Raw genomic sequence first — 19,315 nt, 5'->3', positions numbered from 1 at the left:
TATTAGTTATAATAACCCGGTATCATTTCTGCTATTGGTAGCAGCACGTGGCTGCAGATCGTTTTATATGTATCCAGCGTTGCTTCATCGTTAAAGAAACCATTTTCATACTCGCGGGATATGTATGGATCTACTGAATTGTTATCTCTTTTACCCAGTTTTTCATCTACTTTTTTAGCGAACTTGTTAAAATCAAGCGCAGCCAGATCAGCAGGTTTAATATCAAGATCTGGAAAGAATGGTGTAATCCTTTCAAATCCTTCGCGGAAGATATTTAACAAGGTGGTTAATCTTTGCAGTGCATCTTCCTTGCTCAATGGTATTGCCTCGAAAGCATCCTGTTTGCTGGCTCCGGATATAAAACACATTCCCTTCAATACTCCCGCAGCGCGGCCTGCCAGATAGCGTATATAAGCTTCTATAAGGTATTTATCCTCACGTTTAGACCAGGACACCTGCACCAGTTTACCATCAAACACATTGTTAATAGTTCCCTTCAGCAGCGTGCCTTCAAGATCCAACTCTACCTGCACGGATTGCTCTTCCGCTCCATTGATACATGTCCTGTATTTATCACGCACCGGCTGTACTTCAGATTCTATCTGCTGCAATGCTACATATGCCATATTCTTCAATGGCAACCTGCCTGTCTTTACCAGACGGATCTTCATATTGGCTATGGCATTGGCATCCATCTGTAACAATTCATTCTTCAGGCTCCATTTCTGCAGGCTGTCAAGATGAAAGATCTCTGTTTCATTGAGCAGGACCTGTTCATCATTATAGTAGATGCCAAGCACTTTGTTATAGTATGCTTTGAAAGGGTTCTTGAAGAAACGCACCAGTTCATCCAGGTCCACTTCTTCCAGGTCCGGTTGTTCCATTACCTTACCGGTACTTGTAACAGGCCGTTCAGGAACGGTAGCGTTCAGATAACTATAGAGACGTTCATCTCCTGTCATGTACTTCTTGCTAAAGCCCTGCAAAGGTTGTTTGGTCACCAGTTTATTTCTTACATCTACTGCTTCTTCCGTACCGGATTCGATATAGTCCAGCAGCTCATCCACCAATGCGGAAGGCGGCATACGGCTATTGTCTTTAGCGCTTTGTCCGACGTAACTGATGTAGAGATACTGACGGGCCGACAACACCGTTTCAAGAAAAAGGTGTTTGTCGTTATCCTTCACATTACGATCTCCTCTTTGTTTATTTTTCTCCATCAGGTTAAAGCCTATCGGCTGTTCCCGGCGTGGAAACTTATCGTAGTCCAGTCCCAGCATTGCTACAACCCTGAAGGGAATACTACGCATGGGGATCAGTGAACAAAAGGTGATGCCTCCATTCACAAACAACCCTGTTCTTGTAGTGCCGGTCAGTGTTTGCAGGAAGCTATGACTGAACACCTCAAACGCCACTGTATCGCTCATATACTCATTCAGCAGGTTATAGTCTGCCAGTTGTTGCATCAGTGCATTATAATCTTCATCCACTTCTTCTTCCGGCTCGTACACCATATTGTGCAGCAGGTTCTCGATATACTCGACCCAGCCACTTATGCTCCTTTCCTTCTTCCGGTCTTCTACAGCAGCTATCAATACTTCTGCAAAATGGCAGAAGCGTATCACTTCCAGGCTATCACTTCCTTCCAGGATATCCAGCGGAAAGAAACTTTCATCACCTTTCCCGTATTCTTCATCGCCACTCATACAGATACCAAACATGATCCTTCTGATACCGTATTTCCAGCTCACCAGAAAGGTTTCGTCTTCTTTTGCACCATGTATCCCAAAGCGGATATTCGCCTGGTCCACCACAGCGCGTATCAGCGGCACGTTGTTGATACCAAATCGTTTCCTGATGTAAGAAGAGTCAAGCAGCTGCAACACTTCCTCCGCTTTGAAATTCTCTTCATTCATTCTCAGGATGGCGTGCAGTGCATTGAAAAGGTTATCACTATCTGCATAACTTTCATCGGCAATAGTGTAACGGAATTTATAGGGAGCGTTGTTGAAGATCGCTTTAATGTAAGGGGCGTATGCATCAATATCACGCACCATTACCACGATATCGCGTGGCGATAATGTTTCTTTCTTTTTATCTATGAGATGCACCAGGTAGTTATACAACACTTCCACTTCGCGGGCAACGGTATAACAGTTATTGATGGTGATAGAACCATCTTCAATGTCTTCCGCGAAGATCGGGTTCCTCGCCTCGTTAGCATTATTGAAAATATCATGCTGGACCTTATTCAGCAATGTATCGGGTTCAGGCACCACCAGGCCTTCGCTGTCATAGGCATTTGCAAATGCATCGTACTGAAAGAACAATCCGAAGGTATCCTGCACGACACGTCCCCAGCCCATCAGCAGTGGATTTCCTGCTACGTCAGATTCCAGTAGCGGACGTCCCTTCAATCGCCAGCGGGCCTGTTGTTTTTCGCTTTTGTCCTCGAACCAGTACAGTTCAGGAGAAGGGTTGATAATATGAAAATGGATATCAATGAAGGATGACAGTTCATGCAATATCTGCACGTGATATGCCGTGATGATGGACAGACCGAAGAGGTGTACGGTATTCATACGTTCTGCCAGCAATTCCTGTTGATCAGGATTCTTCAGCATATCGAGAATATGTTGTCCGACAATTGTTTTGTCTGGCAGCATATTGCCTGACACTTTCTTGGCTTTACCCCACAGATATTGCTGCCAGTCCATCTTTGCCAGCGGATCTTCTGCTTCTTCATTCCACTCGCGTATCATTTCCGGACGATAGATCTGGTACTGGTCAAAAAGGTCAGCCGTTCTTTCTGCCAGCGCCATTCTTTTGAGATCACTGTCAGGTTCAGTATTGTGATAGTAAGTAGCTACGGCAGGATATGTTTCCCGGAAAGCATCTTCGCCCAGCAGTTTATACAACAACCAGGTGAGGTTCCTGCCGGAAAGCATTTCTGAATAATGCCCATCCATCAGGAAATAGATCTGATGAATGAGATCATTCGGTTTAAGGAAGCGGCAATTAGCCGCGATACCGAGGTATTCTGCCAATTGCAGTTTCAGCCAGTTGTTCATCCCTTCCGTTTGTGTAACGATGAGATGTTGTTCAAACACCCGGCTATGTGAAGTTTTTAATGTCTGTGCCAGCCCCAGGGAGAGGTTCTCCAGGGAATTGGACACTTTCAGATATAATGCCATAAGTGTTATTCAATTGTCAGGAATGGTCCTCTTTAAAACGCTGACCGATACCTGAGGCCCTTTCCACAAAACGTTCCGCTGTTTGCATCAGCACTTCTGCAGACGACTGTACATACACCTGTTCCTTTGCCCTGGTCACACCTGTATATAATAATTCCCTTGTAAGGATCGGTACGTCTTTTGCCCTGGGCAATATTACCATTACCTCCTTAAACTCTGATCCCTGACTTTTATGGATCGTCATTGCAAATACGGTTTCCGCCTCTGTCAGATAGCCGGGCAGCACGGCTTTCAGTTCACCGTTACTGTCTTCAAACCAGGCCATGAGCACGCCGTTTTCGTCCGGACGGACAATACCTGTATCTCCGTTAAAGAGGCCATGTTCGTAGTAATTCCTTGTCAGGATAATCGGTCTGTTCTCATAAAAGTCAGCATTCACACGGATCAGTCTTTTATCGTGCAGGATCTTTTCGATATTCCTGTTAATGGCATACAGTCCTTCTTCTCCTTCCCTGATGGCGCATAGTACACGCAGGTCATTCAACAGCCGTAATGCAGTACGGATATCATTTTCTACAATGAAGGCGCTGTAACCTGATACAAAATCTCTGAACAGTTCTTTTGAATATTGCTGATCGATCAATACCTGCGGGTCTGCCTCCGGCGCCAGGAAACTCTGTATAGCGTTCTGATTGTTGGCAATGATCGCCTTACTGAACTTACCGATACCTTTTTCTCCACTGAACCTGTGACTGCGCCTTAGTTCCACCAGGTGCTGGAAAAGTGGATGTGTATCCTGTTCTTTTATCTGTGTAGCGGGTAGCTTCCTTCTTTCATCAGGGATGAAGGAATTGATCAGTGCCAGTCTTTCAGCTGTAAAGAGGTTCAATGTATCCTGTGCCTGGCAAAGATCACCAAACAAGCTGCCTGCTTCTACCGAGGCCAGCTGGTCTTTATCTCCCAACAATATCAGTCTTGTTCCGGCACCTACAGCATCCAGTAATTTAGCGAATAACGCTACGTCGATCATTGAGCATTCGTCAATGATCACTACGTCATAATTTAGCGGATTATCCGCATTGTATACGAAGTAAGGACTATCTTTTTTAGATCGCAGCAAGCGGTGAATGGTGCTGGGTTCCAGGCTTTGGAACTGTGCGGTGATACGCTCATCCACCGGCAGTTTTGTATTTCTCAGACTCTCCGCCATACGTGCGGCTGCTTTCCCCGTGGGTGCAGCCAGTGCTACTTTCAATGACGGATCGAGATAGTATAGTATTGACAAGATCTTTGCAACGGTTGTGGTTTTACCTGTACCGGGGCCTCCTGTAATGATCGTAAAGTTATTCAGTACGCCTGTCACTGCAGCGCTCAGCTGCCAGTCGGCGGGATCGCCACCGTCTGGCGTGAATGCGGGACCTGCGGCGAAGAGGTTACTGATGAATGCACGGTTTGTTTCCAACATTTCCAATCTTTCCTGCAATACTTCTTTTTCTGTAGCGAGGAACTGATGGATACGGCGCAGGAACGTCGTTTCATACCGGAAGTAGCGTTGCAGGTACAATCGATCCTGGTACAGCACAAATGGCTGCATATCGTTACCGTTCTTCGCTACCAGTGGTATATTTTGCAGCTGCTTACTACCGAGCGGCAGGTTCTCGCAGAATGCGGGAAGTACACCGGTAGTCTCAATACGTTTATCCAGGTGCAGGCAGATATGGCCTTCACTCAGCTTTCGTGAAAGCAGGTAGGCATACGGCTTCAGGGCCGGTACCTGGAAGTATTCTGCGAATTGCTGGTGGACGTCGTTGATTGTATGCATATCTCGTTTCAGTGCCTGACGCCTCGCGGTGGAGGCAATCTGTGAAATTACGATTTTTTGGTGGCTTGTAAAGGCGGCGTTAAGTAGGTCGGGTAGACCGCTCTTTGCCAGATCGCGTTAAGTAGCTCGGTTTCAGTATGGGATCGCGGTCGGCGCCTCTTTGGTTGGATTGCTATTTAGCGTTTTCAAGCGTATGGGCTGTGGATCTCTATCTGGCGGCATCAAGCGTGCCTCAAAGAGCCGAAGGCCCGCGATTCCCATCTGAAACCGCTGCTACTTAGACGCTCCCCATTATTAGCTGGAGACAATCATGCATGGCAAATACTGGTTTATGACAACCTATAGTATAACTGTCTGTGCAAATATTCCCGGAAAATGGGGATAACTTCTCCATGTTTGATTGCCTCCCTCTATAATGGATGAATTGGAACAGCCCGAAGTACGCTTTATATATGCCGTATACATGCTTCATACACGACGCATACATGACGTATGGGTGGACTTAAACAACCCCAAGTACGCTTTATATATGACGTATACATGCCTTATACACGACGTATACATGGCGTATGGGTGGACTTAAAGGGGATAAAGGCTTGTATTCCTAAACTATAGACTGTCATTGCTATTGCAGGAGGCCCCGAAGCAGCGGAGGCTCAGGTGGAGACCCTGGCCTTAGTTGTTTGAAGCCCGCTGACACGACCTGACAGGGGTTAAATATTGATCCAACTGTCCATCCGCTTGATCAAGCCCAACAGAACGGAGGCTTCAAAGAACTACAGCCAGGGGTCCCACCTGAAGCCGCAGCGAGGGCAATCCCATGAAAGCGGGTGACAAGATCTCCATGCACAGCTGAAAGAGTAAAGTATCCATGAAAAATAACAGTAAAACAAAAAGGCCTCCATAACGGAGGCCCTAGAGAAATATTATGCAGACAATACCTTGTCGGGCGTAATAGGTAGTTCCCGGATCCTTTTGCCGGTAGCATGATACACCGCGTTAGCGACTGCAGCAGAGAAGCCGATCAAGGCAATCTCCCCCATCCCCTTCGATCCCATCGGATTAGTATATGGGTCAGGCTTGTCTATAAAGATCGTTTCGATGTGCGGTACGTCAGCACTTACCGGTACGTGGTAGTCCGCCAGGTTGTTGTTGACAAAACGGCCGAAGCGGTGGTCAATAACTCCTTCTTCCGTTAATGCCATACCAATGCCTCCCGTTACACCGCCGATCATCTGACTGGCCGCCGTCTTAGGACTAACAATCCTGCCGGAATCGGCGATGGTGACAACACGTTTTACTCTTACCACACCGGTAGCAGGATGCACCCGTACTTCGGCAAAGTGGATGGAGAAAGAATACATGGAATACTTGTTTTGCTCCTCCCCCCCTTTGGAAGACTTCGTTACTTCAAAGAAGGTTTTGTTCTGTTTCGACAATACGTCCTGCAAGCTTTCTGATTTGCCGGAAGCCGGTTTTACAGTGCCATTGTCGAAGGTCAGCCCTGCTTCTGTCAGGATACCTTTTAAGGCAGTGCAAACATCAAATACAGCCGATCCTACGGAAGATACGGTAGCAGAACCACCCTGACTGCCAGATGGCGGGAAAGCCGCATTACCGAGCTCAAAACGGATCTTTTCTATTGGCAGACCAGTTACCTCATGTGCAATCTGTACCATGGCGGTACTGGTACCCGGACCGATATCGCTGGTGGCGCTTTGCAGCACTAAGGTACCGTCAGGGTTCAATTGTGCACGGCAGGTCGATTCGCCACGGTGTGCACCGAATACACCGGTACTCATGCCATAGCCTACCTGCCACTCTCCATCTTTCATGGAGGCAGGAGCCGGATTGCGTTTCGCCCAGCCGATCTTCTCACTGCCAAGCTGGTACGCCTCCTTCAGGTTATTACTGGAAAAAGGCTTGTTCCTCTCAGGATCTGTTTCAGCGAAATTCTTCAGTCTGAATTGTATGGGGTCCATATTCACTTTGTACGCCATTTCATCGATGGCTGATTCTAAAGCGAATGCGCCGGTGGCTTCACCGGGACCGCGCATCCAGATCGGTACACCTCTGTCGAGGGGAACGATGCGGTATTTGGTCGTTACGTTGGGACAGGCATACATGAAGCGAGTCATGGATACGGCGCCTTCAGTGAAGTCGTCGTAACTGGCCGTTTCTGCGGTGGCTTCGTGGTAAATACCTGTCAGCTGGCCGTCCTGGGTGGCGCCCATGCTGATATGCTGGATCGTGTACGGACGATAACCTACGAGTGTGAACATCTGCTCGCGGGTCATGACGAGCTTCACCGGCTTTTTCAGTTTCAGGGCCGCTGCTGCAACAGCTACTTCCTGCGGCCAGGTACGTAATCCCATCCCGAAACCACCTCCTACAAATTCAGAATGTACCTGTACGTTCTTTTCGTCTATCTTAAATGCAGATGCCAGTGTGCGTTGGGTAGATTTAACGCCCTGTGTTTTGGCGTATACCGTCAGCTTGTCGCCGCCTTCCCAGAATGCCAGGATGCCGGCGAGTTCCATCGGGTTGTGTACTTCAACAGGAACGGTATAATCGGCCTTCAGTTTTACCGGGGCTGTGTTGTGTGCGTCCTTATCTGTACCACGGGAATAGTCGCCCATACGCGGAGGCATGGCTGCTTTTTCTTTATTTTTCAGCAGATCGGTATTGTGTTCTGCTTTATTGTAAGTGGCTGTTACCAGTGAGGCGGCGTGCTGTGCACGTTCCAGGGTATCTGCAATAACCAGCGCGATAGGCTGACCATTAAAGAGTATTTTATTGCTGCCCAGCATGCGGTATTTTTCTCCGCCTGAAGGAAGTTTACTGTTATTGCCCTGCTCTGCCCAACCCGGGATGGCAGGCATGTTCAGGTGAGTGAATACAGCCAGTACACCTGGTGCACGTTCGGCAGTTTTTGTATTGATCGTTGCTACAGTACCGCGAGTAATAGCGCTGGTCACCATCACACAAAAAGTTACTCCGGGCACTTCAAATTCTGCAAAGTATTTTGCCTTGCCGGTTACTTTAGCTCTGCCATCGACCCGGTTAAGCGGTTCACTTTTTTTATCGATTCCCATATAGTGGGTTTTTAACGTTAGAAGATGTTATGCCTGTGCGGCAGCTGTTTTCAGAGCCTCCACTATGGTGTTGGGCGCTAGTGTGAGTTTGAATGCATTGCCTTCCTGCGACTTCGCCTGCGCCATTGACAGCTCTGCCGCTTTTCGGAAGTTTTCTTCCGTAGCAGGCTTTCCTTTCAGCCAGGCTTCTGCTTCCTTCAAACGCCAGGGCTTATGCGCAACGCCTCCCATGGCCAGTCTAACATCTGTAATATTGCCGCCTTTGATCTGCATCGCAGCTCCGGCAGACACCAGTGCAAAGGCATAGGATGCACGGTCGCGTACTTTCAGGTAATGCGTATTTGCTGATAGTTGGTTGAATGGAATATCTACTGCAATGATCAGTTCTCCACGTTGCAGGTTGTTATCCTGCTGTGGCGTATCGCCTGGCAGACGATGAAAATCTCCGAATGGGATCTTCCTTTCTCCCTTCGGACCAGCCACTGTTACTATAGCATCCAGAGCTACCAGTGCCACACACATATCACTGGGATGTACAGCGATGCATTTGTCGCTCGCCCCGAAGATAGCATGCATCCTGTTAAAGCCTCCTATGGCGCCGCAGCCGGAACCCGGGTTACGTTTATTGCAGGGCATCGCTGTGTCATAGAAATAATGGCAGCGGGTACGTTGCATCATATTGCCGCCCACAGTGGCCATATTCCTTAATTGCGGAGAAGCACCTGCTTTTAAGGCTTGTGACAATAATGGAAAATGTTTGATGACCAAAGCATTTTCGGCTACCGCTGTATTCTTTGCCAGCGCTCCTATCCGGAGACCGGTCTTGGTTTCTTCTATTGTCGCCAATGGCAGTTTGTTGATATCTACCAGCCTCTCGGGATTCGTCACGCCACTTTTCATCAGGTCTACGAGATTGGTACCGCCGGCCAGGAACATGGCTGTTTTATCTTTTGCCATCGCTGCAATGGCAGATTCTTTGGAGGTAACCCTCACATAACTGAACTGGTTCATACCTTTTTCCCTCCCTGTTTTACGTTCATGATAGCATCTACGATATTGGAGTAGGCGCCGCAGCGGCAGATGTTTCCACTCATGTATTCCCTTACTTCGTCCGGCGTGTTAGCATGACCTTCACGGATGCAACATACGGCAGACATGATCTGTCCCGGTGTACAATATCCGCACTGGAAACCGTCATGTTCCAGGAAAGCTTCCTGCATGGGATGCAGGTTATCGCCATCTGCCAATCCTTCGATGGTGGTCACCTCACGCCCTTCCGTTGTCAGTGCCAGTGTCAGGCAGGAGTTGACACGCTCACCATCAACATGCACTGTACATGCGCCACATTGTCCATGATCACAGCCCTTTTTTGTGCCGGTGAGATGAAGACGTTCTCTTAACAGGTCCAGCAATGTTACACGTGGTTCTATTCTGACGCTTTGTTTCACACCATTGATCATCACATTGAGCGGCATTGTTTCGATAGCCGATGCGATCTGCTCGTCAACACCTTTTTCGGCAGCTTTGAGCACCGGATCAGGTGTTAGCGCCAACGCCGTGATCAGCGAGGATTTCTTCAGGAAGGAGCGCCGGGAAGTACCGGTATGCTCTTCATTTTTGAGTTGGTCATCCATAGTTTGCTTCAGTTTCAGTTTGACAGTTTGTGCGGTTCATTTTCGTTGTGCAGCGCTTTTCGCAGTTTCAGATTTTCTGTTTTGTTAATAGCTTCCTTTCACGCCCTGAATAGCGTTATGTTAACATAATAAATTTACCCAATAACGTAGATCATGAAATGACGAGTGGCAAATAACAGTTCTGCAATATATAAATTAAACAATCACGTACGCCGCTAATCCCTTGCCAGTATGTATTAATACACAATTCCGTTATATACGCCATCACACAACGATATGGACGTATGCAAGGTCATGAACAGTGCAATTACCGCTACTAAAACCATACCGGGCGGCGGTCATGGATACACTATTTTTCGAGATAGTGCTGGTAATAATCCTTTACATCCCGGATATCTTCAAAATTCGGTTTTATCAGACCTGCATCGGGTGCATCAAGGTCATGGGTAAAGATCATGGTCGGGGTTTATATACAATTTACAAAATATAGGGATTTTTTTGCTACAATTGCCCTTACAATGAAGATCTCGCATTATATATTCCTGGGATTTGTATCAGTGCTGATACTATTCTCCATCACTACTTTCGTCAATTTCAGCTTGTCGAACACCGTGATGGAAAACAATGATTATTTTACCAGATCTACCAATCTTGTACGCAACAGTGGCAGGTTCCAGCGGAATGTGCTGACAATGGTAAATGGCCTCAGAGGTTACCTGCTCACGGGTGAAAAGTCTTTCGTTGAAGCCTATGATTCCGCTAATATTGAGAATGAGATCATCTTAAAAGAGATGGAAGGTCTCATCACCGATTCCTCGCAGACCACGATGCTGCGTCATATCAAGGAGCTGAACGATCAGTGGACGGAAGAATACACTGATCCCCTGAAACAGGCGAAAATGTTCGCGTCTGTCAGCCGTCAGCACCTGGACACCTTCAACAAGGTGTATAAGGACAAGTTTGCTTCCGGCCATGAAAGAAGCATACAGACTGCCCTGCAGCAACAATTCAAAGAATTTGCAGCATCAGAATACGCCATGCGTGAAAGCAGGAAACAGGAGCTGGCCGCTTCTGTGACCAACACGAGGAGACTGTCACTGTTGCTGACCACCACATCCATTATACTTGGGTTGTCCATTATCACATTCGTTACGTTAAAGATCGCCAGGCGCATCAGGGTTATGACTGATATGGCTAACGAAATCGCCAGCGGCAACTACGATGTGATGGTTAAAGATATCGGCAAGGATGAGATGAGCGACCTGGGAAATGCGCTGAACCATATGTCCAGGGAACTGTCCAGGAATATCACCTTGTTGAAACGGTCCAACGAGGAGCTCGACCAGTTCGCCCAGATCGTGTCTCACGATCTGAAAGGGCCATTGAGAGGCATCAGTAATGTAGTATCCTGGATAGAAGAAGATCATCAGCGGGAACTCACTCCGCAGGTCAGTGAGTACATGGAGCTGATCAAGGGGCGGGTAGACAGGGCCGAAAACCTTATTGAGGGACTGCTTTCCTATGCCAAAGCAGACAAAGAAACGATTGAAAAGGAAGAGGTGGTCCTCAATGCGCTCTTGAAAGAAGTAGTGGATAATTTACCGGATACCGGGGATGTACATGTTGAGATAGGTGATCTGCCCACTATTCATGCAGAAAAATTATGGCTCTTCCAGATTTTTTCAAATCTGATCAGCAATGCCATCAAACATAATGACAAAGCGGATCCTACGGTAAAAGTCTACTTCAAAGAACACGAAGATCACTATGAATTTTTCGTTGAAGACAATGGAAATGGCATTGCAAATCACTATCACAAGCGGATTTTTATTATTTTTCAGACTTTAAAGGATAGGGATAGCTTCGAAAGCACTGGCGTGGGATTGGCAATAGTCAAGAAAATAATAGATACAAAGAAGCAACAGATCAACGTAGTTTCATCGCCAGGAGCGGGTTCTGTCTTTTCCTTCACCTGGTCAAAAGAACAATAATGCAGCCGATTAATATTTTACTGGTAGAAGATGATAAGCTGGATGTGATAGATATTAAGCGTTCACTTGATAAATTGAATATTTTTTATAAACTGACCAATGCAAAAAATGGTGAGGAAGCTATTTCGCTGCTGGATGAACAGATCAGTTCAAGTAACGGCACCTTACCGGATGTGATGCTGATAGACATCAATATGCCTAAAGTAAACGGATTTGAAGTACTCGAATATATGCGCGGGCATGAGGAATTGAAGCAGATCAAACGTTTCATACTTACTACTTCCGGAGACCGTACAGACAAGTCGGCCGCAGAAAAGCTGGGAGTATCAGGATATATCATCAAACCCTTGAAGCTGAACAGCCCTACTGCTATGGATGCTTTTAACCTGATGATAGACCTGCTGAACTTTAAAAAGAACTAAGAGCGCAAAGGTGTACGTCTATTTTCTTTCCCCGGCGTACACATAGTTCTCTCCTTTGGTCTCGGCTCCGGAGACCCTTTTCTTTTTCATGGCCGGCACTACTTTCTTCTGTTGCCCTGTCAAGATCTCCTGGGGAATATACAGATGGCTTTTCGCTCTGGTAATAGCAACGTAGAGCAGGTTGATCTCTTCCGATAATTTTGAGATATTGACCTTGTCGATATTTTCGGACTGTTTTACGACCTTATCATATGTGATGAAGTCATTGGCTAATGTCACCTCATCATACTCCATTCCCTTGCAGCGGTGTACTGTGGAGAAGATCATGTCTGCGTTTTCCTTATCATCGTTATCCAGGTGGCAGTCTTTCAGTTTTTTGATGTATCCGGGGATCTTTGTACCATATTTCTTTACCATGTCCACAAGCATTCCCATCTGCGCCTCACCTGTTGTTTTTATATATTCTTCCAGGTCGTCCATACTGTCCATGCTGGCAATGGTTTTATCCCTGATACGGCCTACATCGCCGGTATAAAGGTTCAGGATATCATATACGGAAGCGCCTTCGTTGGCATAAGTGTAATTTTCTATCCTACCCTCAAAATAGATGGTCCGGATCTCTTTTTTCTCGATCAGCAATTCGATCGCTTTTACCAGCAGACCGGCATTAGTTCTGGCAACAACCGCGCGGGTACTGTTCTTGCGGGATTTTCCGAAGCCGATGATCTTTACTGTTAGTGGTGCGCTGTACAACTTCTTCCACTGTATAACATAAGACGCGAGGTCGGCGATGTCCTGATCGAAACGGAAACTTGTGCTGAGTGTATATAAGGGATAGTTTAGTTTATCGAGTGAGTTTACCGCGTACCGCCAGCCATAGATCTGTTGGTGACTATCTCCTACCAGCACCTTTGTACCCTGCTGTGTACGGAATACATCCAGCATAGCACCGGAAGCGTCCTGACCTTCATCAAAAAGAATGACATCATAATCCAGTACGGGACGGGCCAGTTGAAATTTCTTCAGATAGAAATCGTGTGTGATGGGAATCTCGCCCTTGTTCATTTTGTCGAGGAACAGGCGCGTTTGGTACTGGATGTCTTTTTTGTATTTAGTGGCAAATTCGATGGCTTCTTTATCTGTCAGCACGTCTTCGTAGTCGAGGTCCTGCACCTTTGCAGGCGCACTGTTACAGAAATAAGCCAGGTATGCGTTGATATGTGTAGCGAGGATAGACTCCGTGTGTTTGCCTTTCAGGCCACGCAGGTTCAGGATATCGACGATCTCATTGATCTTATATCCCTCACTTTTAAGTGTGTATTTCGAACCTCTGACAATGTAATAAAAGGCCAGTGAGTGTGCGGTTTCCACTCTCACATGTGAGAGTTTCATAGCAGCAAATTTCTTCTCTGCTTCGAGTTTGACAGTCTTGTTGAAGGCAAGGTACAGAATGCGCTTATCGGGCCTTGCTTTTGCATATTCGGCAAGTGTGGTTGTTTTACCTGCGCCAGCTACGGCGATGATCCTGATATCTCCTTTGCTTTTGATGATGGCTGTCTGCTCCTGGGTCAAATTCATGCCCCGAATTTACATCATCTGATATTATCATCAAGCATACCAGATATCGGCAGCCGATAAAGACAGGTAGATCTCTTGTCCCTGCAGATGATCTCCGTTACCGGTTTTCACAGTAACTACGCTTGATGGCAGTTGTACCGCTATCTCGTAGGTACTTCCCATGAAGTTCACTTCCTTGATCTTTCCTTTCAGGGCGTGTTCCGGGTTCCCGGTGATCTTAAAACGTTCGGGGCGTATGAAAAGGCTTTTCCCGTTAACATGAACACCTGGTAAGCTTTTAAAATCTTTCGCTGCTGCTGAAGGCACCATGTTGTAGCTACCAAACAGGGCGGCGGCATATTCATCTGCCGGTTGGCTGTATACCTGCTCGGGAGGGCCCTGCTGCAGGATCTGTCCATCTTTCATGACGATGATCTCATCTGCCCATGACAATGTATCCAGCGGATCATGCGATACGAGCAGACAGGTGATCTTTAACCGTTCACCTATTTCACGGATGACGGTCTTTAAAGTATTCTTATGGATCGGATCAAGATTGGAGAAAGGTTCGTCGAGGATGAGCAAACGGGGAGCCGTTGTAAGCAGACGGGCCAGCGCTACACGTTGTTTCTCGCCACCTGACAGCTGATCATTCTTTCTTTTCATCAGGTGATTGATGCGACATACTTCATAGAGTGTTTCGGCTTCTTCGTCAGACAGCATATTGGCATAAGACAGGATCTCTTCCATCCTGTAATGGTTACGCAGTTCATAATGCTGGGAAAGGTAAGCGATACCTGGCTGACCGGGTAACAATCTTTCCAGCGGGCCTTTCACCCGCACATTCTCAAACAGCACCTCTCCACCGTCTGCCTGTGTCAGTCCGCCGATTATTTTCAGCAAGGTGCTTTTACCTGACCCTGACTCTCCTGCTATGGCTATTTTCTGGAATGCTTTCTGTGTGAAGCTGACACCTTTCAATACTTCCTCACCTCCTTCCTGCTTGCGCACGCCCGATACTTCTAACAAATTCATATAAAGCTAATATCGCATAAAAAGCTGCAAATTACCACTTAAACGGGCAGGAAGCAAACTTAACCAGGTTCAGGCCGGTACGATAAACTCCAATTCACGCTTCAAGATGCTGACAATGTAGCTTTTGTCTTTCCCTGCTTTTATCAGTTCATCGTCAACGTGGGCATGTTCATCTTCCCAGGATATTTTGATACTCTTCCCTTTGATAACAGGAAGATCATAGTCTTTATGTGCAGCAGAAGAGATCCTGTCTGCTATATATGCTGAAAAGGCCTTTCTTTTGTCTTCACCGAGCAGCACTACCTCCAGCAGTCCATCTCCGACATCGGCGTCTCCGTTGAGGTTCAGACCGGGGCCAATAGAGCGTATATTCATCACTTCCGCCATCAGGTATTTGCCGGAGTGGTCTACACCATCAATTTCCAGCCGGCATTCCTTTGCCTGATAATTGTCTATGATATCGTGCAGTGTTTCCAGGGCCATTTTCAACTTTTCTTCCGGCGTATCAGGTTCATCCAGTTCTTTCATTGACTCCATCAGCACGGGGAAAATGCCGAAACCGAAACCTTCCAGGAAGAACATGTCTTCATGAAAACCTGCGATCTTACCCACATCAAATTTCTGGATATGCTGATGTTTCCAGGAGGCGATAACATCATCGGCATCGCCCATGAGGTGTAGTGAGCGGCTGATATTATTAGCTGTTCCCATGGGCAGGAGTGCAAGAGGATATCGTTTATCGCCCGCTTTGCCATTGAGGAACTGGAGAATGACCTTTCTGACAGTACCATCTCCTCCTGCTATGATCACAAAGTCCGCATCAGGCGTCAGGTCTTTCGTCCATTCCTTTTTTGCGGAGGAATAGATGCACCTGATACCATGAGCGCTGATCTTTTTCATCAGCTCATTTTCTGAGTGGTCCTGATCGCCCGCTTTGGGGTTATGCAGTAAATGCGCTTTCATAACATATTATTTGCAAAAAGGATACCATGCCCCAATGGCATGAATTTGGAGGCCGCATAGATATGAGAATACTAATTACAAACGACGATGGCATTTACAGCCCTGGAATAGCCGCCCTGGCGAAAGTGGCGGCGCGATTCGGAGAAGTAAGGATAGTAGCGCCGGATGTGGAGCAGTCTTCCATGGGGCATGCGGTTACGCATTCGCGCCCGCTTTCATTCAAAGCTTCCCCTATCAATTTTGACGGAATAGAGGCGTATCGTGTAAATGGTACGCCGGCAGACTGTGTGGCGTTGGGCACTCATTTATATGCGAAAACGGATGTGGTGCTTTCAGGCATCAATATGGGGCCTAATCTTGGTAACGGGATGTGGCATTCCGGAACACTGGCGGCGGCGAAGCAGGCTGTACTACTCGGCATCAAGGGTATTGCGCTGAGCACTCCTGTGGGTAAATCTGAACCCAATTTTCCGGCTTTTGAAAATTATGTGGAAATGGTGCTTCAGTTGTTACTCGAAAAGCCCGGATTAAGCCTCTTTAACGTCAATTTTCCGCCTCAACCCAAAGGCATCCGGTGGACGAGGCAATCCGTCCGTCTATATGACGGGAAGATCGTACCGGGTACTGACCCGATGAACCGGAAACATTACTGGTTTACAGTTACGCCATTGGAACCTGCGGAGGAAGGTACTGACAGATGGGCGGTGGATAATGATTTCGTTTCCATTACCCCTTTACGGCTCGATCTGACAAATGAAGACGAATTACAAGCTGCCCTGAACAGCCAGTCCTTATAAGACCATGTTTAATATCCTGGAGATCAATGCGATCTCCAGGTTCACGCTGCACGCGCCTCCTACCATATCCTTTTAAATTTTAACAAACGGATAATATTATAAATATTATTACTATATTTGCGGCCGCGTGCCCTGATATTGTGATTGCATTACCGTATAACTGAATTTTATTGCAACTGTTCTACCGTACCAATCTGATCGAGATGAGACCCAATTAATGACGAGGATATCTGACGATGTCTTAACCTATACCAATACATATTCATGAAAAAACTAGCATTCAGCCTGCTGGCTGCCACACTATTTCTTGCTGCCTGCAGTAAAGATGAAGACCCTGCACAAACTCCGGTAAGTAGTTTCATTTATAACGGAGAAACTGTACAAACTCCTTATGGATACCTGTTTGACTGGAGAACAGATGGCAAGCAGATCGCGTTCGCTGATAAGGATGTATCGGTTGAGGGTTTCGACGGCATTGCAAGTGCAGCTGCTGTTGATTTCGACACTATCATCCCTGGTCAGACCTACACCTATATGAGTAAGGATTCTACCGGTTATGACAAGACCAAAAACTTCGAATCTGCATACGTTTACTTCAAACAACATTTCGCAGATGGCGAATTCGACGAGGAAAATGGTACTTACCAGGATTCCGTGATCGGCGGTTCAGTTACTGTTAAGAAAAACCAGGAGATCTATACTGTTGTATACGAATTAAAGTATAAAGACATCACTGTTAAGGGCGAGTACAACGGAGCTTTGAAAGCATTTAACTGATGACATTATACTGTTATAGTGACAATATTTTAAAAACTATACCTAACAAAAATCAATTTTCGAAGCATGAAAAAATTAGCATTCAGCCTGCTGGCTGCCACACTGTTCTTCGCTGCATGTAGTAAAGACGACGATAAGAAGATCGATAACGCAAGTAGCCTTACTTACAATGGTGAAGCAATATCTACTCCTTATGGTTACCGCATTGACTACACTGATGGTAGCACATTCGTAGCAGCAGATAAAGACCTGCTTAGTACAGCTGGTTATACCGGTACTGCAACTGCGGTAGCTATTGACGTAGATACGGTTATTCTGGGTCAGACCTACACTTTTAAGAACTACGATTCTACCGGTTATGACAAGGCAAAAAACTTTGCATACGCTGCTACGTATTTCAAGCAACCATATGCTGGTCGTGACTTCACTGATGAAGCTACATCACTGGACACACTGACCGGAGGCTCTGTAACAATCAATAAAACGCAGAATACTTATAAGGTTACTTATGAGCTGCAATACCATAACATCACTGTTAAAGGTGAATACAATGGTGATATGACAGTTATCAACGACTAATAAGTTCATTATACTGAAAGAAAAGGCTGCTCGATGAGCAGCTTTTTCTGGCCCATAGCCAAATCTGCTAAGAAGGAAACCCAACGATATTCGTCACTATGACGATGTTTAACCTATACCCACAAATTACAAATCATGAAAAAATTATTATTCAGCCTGCTGGCTGCGACTGTTTTCTTTGCTGCATGTAGTAAAGACGACGAGAAGACACCTGATCCAACTCCCGTAAATGGTCTCACTTATAACGGAGAATTTCTGGCTACTCCTTATTCTAACATTGTTCATGAGGACCTCTTGGGAAGGCAAATAAATTTCACCAATATTAACTTCTTCGGTAAGGATAGTAATTATACTGGCAATGCTACGATCTTCGGTATTTCCTTTGATACCACTGAAATCATTTATAATTCAACTTATACTTATAAGTCAAACAACTCTGAAGATTTCAACAAAGCAAAGAATTTTTCATACATCTACGGTTACTACCAACAGCCAATGGTTAACGGCGAGCTCACTGAAGAAGCTGAAGACCACCGTCTAAATACGATAGACAGTGGTTTTATTACTATTAATAAGAACGAGAAGACCTTTGACATTGTATACGCACTGTATTTCAAAGACAACATTACTGTTAAAGGTCAGTTCAAGGATACCGTGTACATTGCACCACCATCAATGTAATTTATAAAACGTTATTATATTGACGAAAGCTGCCCGTTCATATGGGCAGCTTTTTTTTATTCCGCTCATCAGAAACTATTTATATATTTGTATTATTATCGGTATAGACTTAGAAACCTACAACTAAATGAAGACATCAGCGCTCAGCCTTGTGGCTGCTATACTTTTTTTATCCTTCTGCGGATGTGTATATGGTGGTAATGATGGTGTGGATCCCCGCAATGGCTTTGTACTTAATGATTCCCTTTTCCGAACCAACTATGCTATCAGAAAGAACTGGACCGGCGGCGGCGAAATTGCTTTTACTGATATGAGTCAGACAAAGTCCTTTTCCGGCAAAGTGCACATCGTTCAATTCCTGCTGGATACATTATCGCCTAAAGTTACTTATACCTACATGCCTTCCGATTCTCCCACATTTGACAAGAACAGGAATTTTGATGTGGCACTGCTTTACAAAAATGTCACTTATAAAGACGGACAGGAAATAACAGGTACCGGAGAAGTACTCAGTAAACCTACGGGCGGAAGTCTTACTTATGTACAGGGCCCTGGTTACCAGACATACACCTATACACTGGAATTTGGTAAACAACGTATCAAAGGTGTATACAAAGGTGACGTTACAATAATAGAATAACAGCGTTAAGCTGTTTTCATAAACCAAAGATTGAAAAATAATACAGGAGTGGCTGTTTCCGTATAAAACCGGGGCAGCCATTCCTGTTTTATTTAAGTCGTCCATAACATGCAGCCTATACGCAGTAA

Annotated in this window: 15 protein-coding genes; 7 read left to right on the top strand and 8 right to left on the bottom strand. The window is 46.0% G+C overall.

The window, feature by feature from the left end:
* Window positions 1-2 precede the first annotated feature (2 nt).
* From recC to C7475_RS20135, 5 genes are all read right to left on the bottom strand, one after another.
* Entirely contained in the window at window positions 3-3,194 is a 3,192-nt protein-coding gene (recC, locus tag C7475_RS20155) for an exodeoxyribonuclease V subunit gamma (RefSeq protein ID WP_110055197.1), read from the bottom strand.
* Between the two features lie 16 nt (window positions 3,195-3,210).
* Window positions 3,211-5,016: an exodeoxyribonuclease V subunit alpha gene (gene recD, locus C7475_RS20150; RefSeq protein ID WP_110055196.1), complete on the bottom strand. Its 1,806-nt coding sequence runs from the start codon at window positions 5,014-5,016 to the stop codon at window positions 3,211-3,213.
* A gap of 926 nt (window positions 5,017-5,942) precedes the next feature.
* The gene (locus tag C7475_RS20145; RefSeq protein ID WP_110055195.1) at window positions 5,943-8,111 is read right to left on the bottom strand and encodes a xanthine dehydrogenase family protein molybdopterin-binding subunit; all 2,169 of its coding nucleotides are present in this window, start codon (window positions 8,109-8,111) and stop codon (window positions 5,943-5,945) included.
* A gap of 27 nt (window positions 8,112-8,138) precedes the next feature.
* Window positions 8,139-9,122, bottom strand: a complete 984-nt coding sequence (locus C7475_RS20140; protein WP_110055194.1) for a xanthine dehydrogenase family protein subunit M — start codon at window positions 9,120-9,122, stop codon at window positions 8,139-8,141.
* A complete protein-coding gene (locus C7475_RS20135; RefSeq protein WP_110055193.1) occupies window positions 9,119-9,745 on the bottom strand; it encodes a (2Fe-2S)-binding protein in 627 nt (208 codons plus the stop codon). The genes C7475_RS20140 and C7475_RS20135 overlap by 4 nt, the downstream gene beginning before the upstream one ends.
* A 518-nt stretch (window positions 9,746-10,263) precedes the next feature.
* Here C7475_RS20135 and C7475_RS20130 point away from each other — a divergent pair.
* On the top strand, window positions 10,264-11,736 hold the full coding sequence (locus tag C7475_RS20130) for an ATP-binding protein (protein WP_158286559.1): 1,473 nt from the start codon (window positions 10,264-10,266) through the stop codon (window positions 11,734-11,736).
* Window positions 11,736-12,158 (top strand): response regulator, encoded by a 423-nt coding sequence (locus C7475_RS20125; RefSeq protein ID WP_110055191.1) that lies wholly within the window; start codon window positions 11,736-11,738, stop codon window positions 12,156-12,158. Before C7475_RS20130 ends, C7475_RS20125 begins: the two co-directional genes overlap by 1 nt.
* Before the next feature lie 18 nt (window positions 12,159-12,176).
* Here the strand turns inward: C7475_RS20125 and C7475_RS20120 are convergent, their stop codons facing one another.
* From C7475_RS20120 to C7475_RS20110, 3 genes are all read right to left on the bottom strand, one after another.
* Window positions 12,177-13,736 (bottom strand): UvrD-helicase domain-containing protein, encoded by a 1,560-nt coding sequence (locus C7475_RS20120; RefSeq protein WP_110055190.1) that lies wholly within the window; start codon window positions 13,734-13,736, stop codon window positions 12,177-12,179.
* A gap of 30 nt (window positions 13,737-13,766) precedes the next feature.
* The gene (locus C7475_RS20115; RefSeq protein WP_110055189.1) at window positions 13,767-14,750 is read right to left on the bottom strand and encodes an ABC transporter ATP-binding protein; all 984 of its coding nucleotides are present in this window, start codon (window positions 14,748-14,750) and stop codon (window positions 13,767-13,769) included.
* A gap of 69 nt (window positions 14,751-14,819) precedes the next feature.
* On the bottom strand, window positions 14,820-15,713 hold the full coding sequence (locus C7475_RS20110; RefSeq protein WP_110055188.1) for a diacylglycerol kinase family protein: 894 nt from the start codon (window positions 15,711-15,713) through the stop codon (window positions 14,820-14,822).
* Between the two features lie 26 nt (window positions 15,714-15,739).
* Here C7475_RS20110 and surE point away from each other — a divergent pair, with 26 nt between their 5' ends.
* From surE to C7475_RS20085, 5 genes are all read left to right on the top strand, one after another.
* Entirely contained in the window at window positions 15,740-16,510 is a 771-nt protein-coding gene (surE, locus tag C7475_RS20105) for a 5'/3'-nucleotidase SurE (RefSeq protein ID WP_233259905.1), read from the top strand.
* A gap of 264 nt (window positions 16,511-16,774) precedes the next feature.
* Window positions 16,775-17,287, top strand: a complete 513-nt coding sequence (locus C7475_RS20100; protein WP_110055187.1) for a hypothetical protein — start codon at window positions 16,775-16,777, stop codon at window positions 17,285-17,287.
* Window positions 17,288-17,353: 66 nt separating this feature from the next.
* Window positions 17,354-17,866 (top strand): hypothetical protein, encoded by a 513-nt coding sequence (locus C7475_RS20095; RefSeq protein ID WP_110055186.1) that lies wholly within the window; start codon window positions 17,354-17,356, stop codon window positions 17,864-17,866.
* A gap of 135 nt (window positions 17,867-18,001) precedes the next feature.
* A complete protein-coding gene (locus C7475_RS20090; protein WP_110055185.1) occupies window positions 18,002-18,547 on the top strand; it encodes a hypothetical protein in 546 nt (181 codons plus the stop codon).
* 127 nt (window positions 18,548-18,674) lie between these two features.
* Window positions 18,675-19,187: a hypothetical protein gene (locus C7475_RS20085; protein ID WP_110055184.1), complete on the top strand. Its 513-nt coding sequence runs from the start codon at window positions 18,675-18,677 to the stop codon at window positions 19,185-19,187.
* Window positions 19,188-19,315: the final 128 nt, after the last annotated feature.

Source organism: Chitinophaga sp. S165, from assembly GCF_003182155.1.
Classification (GTDB): domain Bacteria; phylum Bacteroidota; class Bacteroidia; order Chitinophagales; family Chitinophagaceae; genus Chitinophaga.
This window is presented reverse-complemented; position numbering and strand designations above follow the sequence as displayed.